At 49.7% G+C, this 10,057-nt stretch carries 7 protein-coding genes; 3 read left to right on the top strand and 4 right to left on the bottom strand.

What is annotated here, in order from left to right; translation table 11 throughout:
- The first annotated feature begins 129 nt into the window (after positions 1 to 129).
- The 3 genes from EA392_14470 (at position 130) to EA392_14460 (ending at position 3,822) form a co-directional block, all read left to right on the top strand.
- Positions 130 to 591: a 3-oxoacyl-ACP synthase gene (locus EA392_14470; GenBank protein ID TVR36769.1), complete on the top strand. Its 462-nt coding sequence runs from the start codon at positions 130 to 132 to the stop codon at positions 589 to 591.
- Between the two features lie 758 nt (positions 592 to 1,349).
- Complete coding sequence (locus tag EA392_14465; protein TVR36768.1) at positions 1,350 to 2,333, top strand: T9SS C-terminal target domain-containing protein; 984 nt, start codon at positions 1,350 to 1,352, stop codon at positions 2,331 to 2,333.
- A gap of 4 nt (positions 2,334 to 2,337) precedes the next feature.
- A complete protein-coding gene (locus EA392_14460; protein ID TVR36767.1) occupies positions 2,338 to 3,822 on the top strand; it encodes a T9SS C-terminal target domain-containing protein in 1,485 nt (494 codons plus the stop codon).
- Between the two features lie 155 nt (positions 3,823 to 3,977).
- On the opposite strand, the gene EA392_14455 is transcribed toward EA392_14460, so the two are convergent.
- The 4 genes from EA392_14455 to EA392_14440 all read right to left on the bottom strand — a co-directional run bounded on the left by EA392_14455 (position 3,978) and on the right by EA392_14440 (position 9,805).
- Positions 3,978 to 4,472: a DUF4920 domain-containing protein gene (locus tag EA392_14455; protein ID TVR36770.1), complete on the bottom strand. Its 495-nt coding sequence runs from the start codon at positions 4,470 to 4,472 to the stop codon at positions 3,978 to 3,980.
- 73 nt (positions 4,473 to 4,545) lie between these two features.
- Positions 4,546 to 6,570 carry a hypothetical protein gene (locus EA392_14450; GenBank protein ID TVR36766.1) on the bottom strand — a complete coding sequence of 675 codons (2,025 nt, stop codon included), beginning with the start codon at positions 6,568 to 6,570 and terminating at the stop codon, positions 4,546 to 4,548.
- A 21-nt stretch (positions 6,571 to 6,591) separates the two neighbouring features.
- On the bottom strand, positions 6,592 to 9,618 hold the full coding sequence (locus tag EA392_14445; GenBank protein TVR36765.1) for an AsmA family protein: 3,027 nt from the start codon (positions 9,616 to 9,618) through the stop codon (positions 6,592 to 6,594).
- Positions 9,521 to 9,805: a hypothetical protein gene (locus tag EA392_14440; GenBank protein ID TVR36764.1), complete on the bottom strand. Its 285-nt coding sequence runs from the start codon at positions 9,803 to 9,805 to the stop codon at positions 9,521 to 9,523. Before EA392_14440 ends, EA392_14445 begins: the two co-directional genes overlap by 98 nt.
- Positions 9,806 to 10,057 lie beyond the last annotated feature (252 nt).

Raw genomic sequence — 10,057 nt, 5'->3', positions numbered from 1 at the left:
TTTTAACCGCAAAGGACGCAATAGGAGGCGCTAAGTGCGCAAGGAAAACACCATCCCTTTCTCGCGCTATAGCCCGGAGGTGCTTGTGTACCGAACCCCTATCTTTAACCCTTCACTCCAAATCAAAACATGCCGGCCCATTCTTCCATAAAAAAAGCACTTCACCAACGTTGTTTGGCCATTGCAGAAGAACGAATTGCGGCCTTGCAACAAATTTTAAAAGAAACGCAGCAAGCAGCCAATAACGAAACCAAAAGCAGCGCCGGCGACAAACACGAAACCGGAAGAGCCATGGCGCAACTGGAAACGGAGAAACTGTCGGCTCAACTGATGGAAATGCAACACATCAGGCAGCACCTCATCCAAATCAATCCGAACAACACAGGAGGTAAGGTCGTTTTAGGAAGCCTGGTTTACACCAACAAGGGCAATTTTTACCTGGCCGCAGGTATTGGAAAAGTTGCCCAGGAAAACGAAACCTTTTTTGCTGTTTCTCCGGCCTCGCCTATTGGCAAATTATTGCTCGCCAAAAAAGAGAAGGACAGCTTTTCTTTAAATGGGATAGAGTACACTATTTTGGGTGTGGTTTAATACCGCTTTCGCGTGAAATGAAATTCGACGTAGTCAATCCGTTCGCGTTCCGATATAGGAATGAAATTCTCGAATAGCACTGCTTAAACCCCCGTTGCAGGTATTGCGGCGGGGGTTTTGTTTTCTTGATTTTCTGAATTCTCAACCACAAGGCCCCCATTGTCTAATCGTCTCATCGGCTCAAGCCTCATCAACTATGTTCAGCGTAGCGTCCCGCTACGCGTTAGTTTCCAAGGCGTCCCCGCCTGCTTTAGTATACGCGTTCAGAGCCTTGGCTTACAATCACATGCCTTGGCTACATTGGTTAAATGTCCGAATTGACTCATTGTCTAATCCTCTAATTGTCTCATCGTCTAATCACCACATCATCTCATTGGCTCAAGCCCCAATAAGCCTTCATGTCTTGTACTCATCCCTACAGATTTGCAGAAGCCTGAACGAGAAAGGTTCACCGTAATAAAACCCACGAAAAAAACTTGTTTTTTTAAAACGAATGTTTACCTTTAATCCACCAACTACACCAAATGAACCATAAACAGCAATATGCCAGCTACGGGCTACGGGCTACGGGCTACGGGCTACATTAGTTTATAGCCTCGCAAGGTACGTATTACTGTGTAGGTTTTGCGGGCATCCGCCATAGCGCGCTTGCCGCGCTGAAAGAAATATCCTAACTTTAAAATCAGTGCCTCAGCAACTGAGGCCCGGTAACCGGCAGTTGTCCGGCTATCAAAACGCCATTTTTAAACTTTTCAATCATGAAATGTAAAGCCCTTTTTTTCAGTTTATTTTTTCCCGCTTTTATGAGCGCGCAGAATCTGGTGCCAAACTGGAGTTTTGAGGAGTATGAGGAGTGTCCGGATAATATTTCGCAGATTGAGCTGGCTACTGGCTGGATGTCATTCAGAATTACACCAGATTATTTTAACGCATGCGCTGTTCCCGGTGGAGTTAGTGTGCCAGATAATTTTATGGCCTCGGATACGCCTGCCCTGCACGGTGACGCGTATAGTGGAATAGGTCAATTACATATTCCTTCGGGTAACAGTGAATTGATGGGGGTAGAACTGACAAATCCGTTAGTAGTTGGTCAAACTTACTATTTGTCGTTTTATGTTATTAGAGGTGTACCCGCTACTGGTTCGAGTGATTGCTGGGCAGACAAATTTGGTGCCCAACTAACCATGCAAGCCTATGCCGATTGGCCGTGGGAAGTTACTATGCCCATATCAAATGCTCCACATGTTTTTACTGAAGATATGATTTCGGATACTCTCAACTGGACAAAAATTGAGGGATATTTTACTGCTGATTCTGCTTACCAATACCTAGCTATTGGAAATCATTTTAGCTTGGATTCAATCAATGTTGCATGTTCTGACGAATATTTTAACTACCAAGTATATTACTTGGTAGACTGTGTCTGTCTTACTGAGAACCCCGAAACCTGTCCTGAGTGTGAAACGGTAACATCCTTTAATGATCATTTAGTTAATGATGTCGTCGTTCAGGTATTTCCCAATCCTTTCAAAGACAATTTTAGTGTCAATTTCAGTAACCACGATGGAATTCGGAAGACTATCAGGTTTTTTGGTTCCGATGGTCGGTTGATTTCACAAGAAACAACAAGTGATAATTATGCACTATTCGGTGATGTTGGGCATATTGCCAAGGGGCTTTACTTTTTGGTGGTTGATTATGAAAATGGTGAAAGTCAAAAATTCAAACTAATTAAAATTTAACATCATGAAAAATTTAATTTTTGTGTCAATCATTTTGCAAAGTTTATTGTTTGGACAGTGTATAGCCCAAGCTACATTTGAAGGCAACAATATTAATTTTGCACCGCCAGGCTCATATATAGGTTGGGATAATTCAACTCCGTCCGCACCCCTCCAAATCCGCCACGATGCCAATCAATCCATTCTGTTCAGCACCAACGCAACCGAAAGGATGCGGCTGATGGAGTACGGCAATTTTGGTGTGGGTATCGATGTAGGAGTTCGGCCAAAGTTTATGTCATGGCTAAACAACGCCAACGCCAGTAATTTGGAATCGGGGCCATTCTTCAGTATGGCTATATACGGTGAGAACTCATATGAGGATGAGGAATGGCAAGATCACTTTGCAGTTGTTGGTCGCTGCCGTGGAGGGAATACGGAAGAAGGACAAAATAATCATGGAGGCCATTTTGAAGCATTCAATGCCTGGCGTAATATTGGTGTGAATGCCTTTAGCGGAAATGTTACAAGTGATACCGGCCCTATCGTCGGTTTTCATGGTTGGGCAGTAGTTGCACTTGCCAGAAATCATGAGGGCTCTAATATGGGAGTCGTGGCAAGGGCTACTTACGGATCAACACCAATTGATCCGACTACTGAGATAGTTGGTCTATCGGCTGGTATTGACGGGGCAGTAGGCAACCCAGGTGAGTTTGCCGGTGCTTTCCAGGGAAATGTTCAGGTTTGGGGTGAAGTTTTCGCTGATGATTTTATTCAGAATTCGGATGCACAGTTCAAGACTAACGTTGAACCACTTGAGAATGCGCTGGAAATTATCGCCGGGTTGGAGCCAAAGCAGTATCAATTCAATGTAAGCCAATTTCCCCATCTTGGTTTTTCTACGGGAACCAAATTCGGTATGATTGCTCAGGAAATGCAGGAAGTAGTTCCTGAACTTGTGCGTGCATCGCGCATGCTCACCGCATATGATACTTTGGGTAATGTCACTGCAGAACCTATTGATTACCTCGGTGTGAACTATGCAGGATTAACTCCCATTCTGACTAAGGCCATCCAGGAGCAACAAGAGATCATTGAATCTCAGAATGCCGTGTTGGCTGATGTGCTGGATCAGTTAAGTGCCCTTCAGGAGCAGGTAAATGACTGCTGCAATGGTACGGGAGGTTCCAAAAGTCAGGGGCAGGGTGGACTGATGTATCCGCTGGATGAGGATAAAAAGGAGTCGGGCAATATACTCAGGCAAAACACGCCCAACCCTTTCAGTGCACACACCACCATCCGCTACACCCTTGAGCAGGGCGGCAGGGTGATGCTGAAAATACACGATGGCAATGGCCGTGAAGTAGCGCAACTCGAAAATGCAGAGCAAAGCGCAGGTACCTACACCTACGTGTGGGATGCCGCCGGTTTACCCGCCGGGTTGTATCACTACACCTTGTTTGTGGATGATGAACTGCTTGTAAAACGGGCGATAAAGGTTCAAGACTGATGGTATGAAACTCTCGAATAGCACTGCTTAAACCCCTGTTGCAGGTATTGCGGCGGGGGTTTTTGCTTGTGGACCAGTACCTATTCTTACCTCAATCCGCACAAAAAAAGCCACCCCCTGAGGAGCGGCTTTTGAAATGTCGTAAAGCTCGTGAACTATTCCTTGATGATTACGCCTGTAGCTTCAAAAGAGAGCGCGTACTCAGGCTCCGTAATGGCTTCAATCTCTTCGGCGCTTTTACCGGCATCGTGGGCGTAATGTTGAAGTGCTTCAACGGATGTAGTGTCGAAGTACGCCACACCTGCCATATACACTTCCATTTCTTCAACGCCCTCGGTAGGCACAAAGAAACCGTAGTCTTTAAAGGTTACCCGGATTTCCTCGCCGTTTCCGGCATCCACTTTCATCCAGCAGCCTTTTTTCATGCAGGTCTGGTGAATGGTACTTTTTACTTTTCCTTCGAAGGTACCGTGCTCCTGCACCAGGGCGAAAAGCTCAGAAGCGTGAATAGCTCCCTCGGTGTCAATGGTGTCGCCGTAAAAGTTCAGCGTAACGGCTGTCTCAGTGGCTTCGGGGGCAGTAGCAGCCGGTTGCTCGCCGCATGACGCCAACAGCGCCGCCGCAAACAAAAACAATGCAATGTGTTTCATGGGGTGTTTTTTGGTGATTTTTTCGAGCGGCAAAGGTACAAAGAATCAATCACCAACGGGGTACGTTTACAGTTTATCGGATGATAAATTCCGTGCGCCGGTTTTTGGCCCGCCCCTCGGCTGTATTGTTGTCGGCAACGGGTTTGGTTGGACCGTAGCCTTTGTAGCTCAATCGCTGGGCGGCCACACCCGATTGCTCCAGAAATTTCTTCACCTCAAAAGCGCGTTCCTGAGACAAGAGCATGTTCATTTCGCGGTCGCCCCGGCTATCAGTATGTCCGGCAATCTCAATTTTCATGTTGGGGTTGCGGTTGAGATAGGTAGCAAATTGAACGAGGATGAGCTTGGATTTTGCATCAATTTCGGCCGAGTTGGTAGCGTAGAAGATATCGTGAATGGTGTAGGGCTTGTTGGCCCGGATGGGCTTTACCTCACTTTTTAATTCGGCAACCCCCATGCTTTCTTCGGCCATTTCTTTGGTGTACACGTGCGCCTCAAAGGCGTGGCCTTCTTTCTCGATGGTCATTACCACGTCCTCATGCTCCACGTTAATCACGGCCACGTAGCTGCCGGTTTCCTGATTCACCGGAACGCGGTCAACCCTTTTGCTTTCGGCGTAGTGAAGCTCTACACGGGCGCCTTCTACCAACTGCCCCGACTCATCGGTCATCTCGCCCTTCACAAGCATCACCTTTTCGGGCCGGGCTTTTTCGGGCATTTCAAACGACACAATGTCCAGACCTCGGGCACCCGGTATTCCTTTTGACGCATAATAGGCCCGGTTACCGTCTGTACTCACAATCAATCCGTGTTCATCTTCGGCGGTGTTGATGGGAACACCGATGTTTTTGGGTGGCGTCCAGCTTCCGTCTTCCTGCTGACGGGTGTAAAAAATGTCGTAGCCACCTGCCCCCGGTCTGCTGTCGCACGAAAAGTACAGGGTCTTGCTGTCGGTGTGCATAAAGGGCGATTTTTCATGTCCGCCCGTGTTGATGGACTCACCGATGCTTTTGGCAACGCCCCACGTGCCGTCGGCACCGCGCACGCTGTAGAAAATGTCAATGCTCGGATTTCCTTGCGAATCGGGTGTGCTGTGCTCGCGGGCTGTGGCAAAGAACAGCGTATTTCCGTCGGCCGAGAGCGAGGGTTGTGCTTCCCAGCCATCGTCGGTGTTTACATTTGGGCCCAGGTTTACCAGTTCGCCCCACTTGAATATCTCCTTGCCGGTGCGTTCATCATACACCTTCTCCCATGTGGTGCTGTACAAATCGCAGTTGGTGTAGCCCATTTTTCCGGGGCGACATACCGTGATAATCATTTCGCGGTTGTCAACCGAAAGGGTAACACCGCCATAATTATCGCCGATGTTGAAGGGTGGGGGCAGGGCCTCGCCGTTATCGAAAGTGCCGCCCGGATGTTCGCGTCGGCTCATGGTGAATTCCTCCACTTCGCGGCCGTATAAATCGCCTTTGGCTTTGCGCTCAAGTTTTCGGGTGAAAAACATCAGGAGGTTGTCGGGCGAGAGCATGGGTAAATACTCATCCCACTCGGAGGAAACGCCTTTTACAATTACCGGATTAAACGGAACGGGGTTGTTGAGGAATTCAGCGTAAAACTCCACTTCCGGCAGGATGTCCATTACCTCGTCGTACTTGCGGGTGTAATCGCGCGACATCCGGTCAGGCTCGTCCGGAAATTCAACAAAAGCCTTGAAATATTGGTGTGCACCGGCATAATCCTGCATGGCGTAATGCGCTACTCCCAGGTAGTAGTACACATCGGTGTGGTAGTGGGTGCAGCGTTCAATCAGGGACTTGAAGTACCCCACCGAACCGGAGTAAGACGTTCCTCCAGACTGGGCCCGTTTGAAAGAGCTTTCGCCCAGGGCAAAATAGCACTCAACGCAGTCGGGGTCTTCATCCAGCGCGTCTTTCAAAAAGCCGTGGCGTTGCCTGGAGTCGTACTTCTTTTTGTTTTGGCTTTGCTCGTAGAGCTTTTGCGCCTTTTTGTTTTCTGTGGGTTCGCAATGATCCTGTGCCTGCGCATTCCATACAATGAACACGCACATCATCCAACCCATCCATTTAATAGCTTTCATAAGTCTGGCCCGTGGCAAATACTATTCCACCGTGGCTTTTGCATCGTCAATGAGTTTATCACCTTGTTTGCGTGCGCCGTCCACAATGCCTTGGGCGCGGGTATTGGCTTCGCGCTCTACCTGGTCGGCGCGCTGGTCGGCCTCGCGAATCAACTTTTCACCTGCGGCGCGTGCGGCTGCTTTCGCAATGGGGTTGCCGGCTTCGTCTTCCAGCTTTTTGGCGGCAGCACGCCCTTCAGAACGCACGCGGTCGGCGGCGGTTTTGGCTTCCCGGCGAATGGCATCTGCTTGTTTCTGGGCTTCACTCAGAATGCGTTCGGCTTGCGCACGGGCTTCTTCCACGGCGCGGCCCACCACTTCTTCGCGGGCTTTGTCCATTTCTTCCTTGATTTTGTCTTTCACCATATCAGCGGGGCTTTTGCCTCCTTTCATGCCACCAAAAGATGGGCGGAACGTGGGTTTTTCTACCGTACCTCCTACGGCAATGTCCACGTCAATCTTGTCGCCGATGGAAACTTCCTGACCGAGCAATGCTCCTGCCTGACCAATCAGGCCCTGCACCATATCGAGCGCACCACCTTGAAGCATTTTGGTGGGAATGGTCATGCGCATGGCGTAATCAAGGGTTTGGTCGAGGCCTGTGCTTCCGGCAATGTTGGTGTTGATCTGGTCAATTTTCACATCGAAAGGCTGAATGTATGCGCGGCCATTTAGTATCTCAAAGGTAAAGCGAACGTCCTGGATGTTCTGCGTGGCGAGCCTTTCGATTTTAAGAACGCGGGCCAGCTCGTTGAGCGGCTCAAAGCCCTCAATAAACACGCTTTTGGTTTCGACCGAGCCTTTTCCGTACACGCTTTCGAGGTCGGGGTTGAGTTCGTGATCGAGGTAGGAAGTAAAGCTCATTTTGCTCGAGAATTTTCCGGTGGCTTTCTTGGCCAGCGGTGCAAAACGCTCAACAGTCACAAAGTTGTCGGCGGTTTGACGAATGTCCATATTGCGGATGTCGTAGCTGAAATCAACCTTGGGTTTGGATGGATTCTGAGCGTTGTAGGCGCCGTTCATGGTAACTTTTCCGTCCAGCACATCCATCACGAGGTTACGGAGCTTTACCTGTTGGTCTGCCACATCAATTCCTCCGCTGACATTGGTCATCGAAATGCCGTCGTAGAGTAGTTCGTCGATGGCGGCGTTCATGGTGAAACGAATGTTGCCCGGAACTTCAATGGCGGAATAGGCTTCGGCTTCTGCTTCTTCGGCGGCGGCTTCGGTTTCGTCGTCACCCAAAAAGGCGCTCACGTCAATTTTCTTCGACCGCATGTTGAGCTGCCCTACCAGGGTAGAATCTTTGAGCACGTAGGCGATGTAGTTTTCGAGCCGTCCTTCGGCCTGCAGGTCCATGCCGGTCATTTCCATGTTGAAGGCGCTCATTTCGGCGTAGCGCGGATTGAACGAGAAGGCTGCCTCGTGAATCAGCATGTCGTAGCCGTCGGTGCTGTGGTACTCAAAGTTGCGCAGGTTGAGGTGTCCGGCTGCCTCAAAATCTTCGTAGCGTTCTTCTTCAATGGCCGAATAGCGGCCTTTGGCGGTAATATCGGCATCAAACGAGCCTTTAAGTTCATCTTCCATGGGAACCACCTCACCCAATTTGCTGAGGTCAAGGGCTGCCTTGAGGCGGGCATTCAGGTCGGGGTCAGACATGGGGTGCTTGAGAAGCAGGGTAAAATCAAGGGGGTTGTTGGCGAGATCCACGTGAAATTTCGATAGGTTCACCACCATGTTGTCGAGGTCTCCGCCCGGGTGGTCAATGTTGCACTGAATGGCAATGTTATCGGCAGAGGAGGGCAGGTCGGGGTATTTGAACCGGCCGTTGGAAACCTGCATATCCAGGCTGAATCCGGGGTAGTTGGTTTCGCTGTAGGTTCCGCGCACAAAACCGTTCAGCCCGAAATTTCCGGTTACATCCACGCCTGTGAGGTCGCTGGCAAACTCTGCGGGTACAAGCGATAAAAAATGTCGGAAATCGGTTTTTTTGGCGTACCACGTAAGGTCCATATCTATGGGGTCTTCGGGCATGGCCACCCATCCGTCCACACCCAGTTCCAGTTCGTTGAGGAAAATCTCGTTGTCTCGCAGGGTGTATGTGTAGGAGTTGAAATCCATGTCTATATCGGCGTTGGCCTTTACCCTGGCCTTGCGCAGGTAGCGAATGCCGTCGTAGTCCACGTTCAGCATGTCAATGGTGCTGTGGGTGCTGAGCGTAAACACGTTTTGCGAAAAATCGCCCGAGCCCTCGTGGTTCAGACCTTCCATTTCGAGGCGGGTAAGCAGGGGGGCATCGTCATACAACAGGCTGAAATTGTGCAGAAAGTATCGTTTCAGTTCCAGTTTAAAATCGCTTTCCTCTTCCGAAACCACTTCGTCCACATCTGCTTCATCATCGCTTTTGGTGATGTTGTAATTGGCGCTGCCGTCTTCCAGCACCCGAACATCCACGCGGGTATTGCTCAGTCCGAATTCATTAATCACCACGCGTCCGTTGAGCAGTGGCAACAGGTTGAGGGTAAATTCCAGCGTACCTACTTCGGCCAGGCGCACACCTTCAAAGGGCTCTTTGTTATCTACGGTAACGTCGTGAATACGAAAAGAGAAATGGGGAAACGACCGGATGAGCGACAGGCTGAAGTCGCCGAAATCAACCTTGGCGTCGAGGTGCTCATTGGCCGCGGTGCGGGCGTAATCAACCAGCTTGTCTTTAAACAAAAACGGAATGGCAACCAGTGCCCCGATAAAGAGCACAACAAGGGCCAGCAAAATGAGGAGAACTTTTTTCATGGGTCGTAGGGCTAAGCGTTTGCACAAAGCTAAACAACCTTGCGCGATTGCAGAGGCAAGAACTGTTAAACGCGCAGGGTGATGTGGTTTGAGTGCACAAAACCACAAGCGCTGAGGTTCACGGTTTGTTGCCGCCCAACACAACCGTCCACTCGCGCACGTACCAGCGCGTAATGAGTCCGTTTTGCACGTAGGGATCTTTTTCGGCAAAGGCATTTACGATTTCGGGCGAGTCGCAGCAAAAAACCAGCACGGCACCGTCGGCAGGTTCAGCCAGCGCGCCGGCCATAATGAGCCGTCCTTTTTGGTGGTAATCCTGCGCAAGTGCCAAATGTTTTTCGCGAAAAGGGGCTCGCTTCTCAATGTAGTCATCAACCGTGTCGTAAAAAAGGAGGTAGTACATGTTGGGGTGGGTTTAGGCTTTAAAGTTGGGAAATTCTGGGCACTTGTACATTTGAACGGAGTAGGGGCAATGTACTAACTCTGTGGCGCAATCAAAGAGGCTCATTACCCCATGGCCTCCGCCCCATTTTCTAATCGTCTAATAGGCTCATTGTCTCATTGGCCCATCCTCACATTACCCATCTCGCGCAAGCATTAGCGCAGCGGTGCTTGTGTGCCGAAACCAAAAATTCGTAAATTCAAAACATGAGTG

The sequence above is a fragment of the Cryomorphaceae bacterium genome (assembly GCA_007695365.1).
Lineage (GTDB): Bacteria > Bacteroidota > Bacteroidia > Flavobacteriales_D > SKUL01 > SKUL01.
This window is presented reverse-complemented; position numbering and strand designations above follow the sequence as displayed.

What these genes read in the sequence shown, in the direction of transcription:
- EA392_14470 (TVR36769.1), top strand. Translation starts at nt 130, where the DNA reads ATGCCGGCCCATTCTTCCATAAAAAAAGCACTTCACCAACGTTGTTTG.
- EA392_14465 (TVR36768.1), top strand. Translation starts at nt 1,350, where the DNA reads ATGAAATGTAAAGCCCTTTTTTTCAGTTTATTTTTTCCCGCTTTTATG.
- EA392_14460 (TVR36767.1), top strand. Translation starts at nt 2,338, where the DNA reads ATGAAAAATTTAATTTTTGTGTCAATCATTTTGCAAAGTTTATTGTTT.
- EA392_14455 (TVR36770.1), bottom strand. Translation starts at nt 4,472, where the DNA reads ATGAAACACATTGCATTGTTTTTGTTTGCGGCGGCGCTGTTGGCGTCA.
- EA392_14450 (TVR36766.1), bottom strand. Translation starts at nt 6,570, where the DNA reads ATGAAAGCTATTAAATGGATGGGTTGGATGATGTGCGTGTTCATTGTA.
- EA392_14445 (TVR36765.1), bottom strand. Translation starts at nt 9,618, where the DNA reads ATGCCTTTGCCGAAAAAGATCCCTACGTGCAAAACGGACTCATTACGC.
- EA392_14440 (TVR36764.1), bottom strand. Translation starts at nt 9,805, where the DNA reads ATGTACTACCTCCTTTTTTACGACACGGTTGATGACTACATTGAGAAG.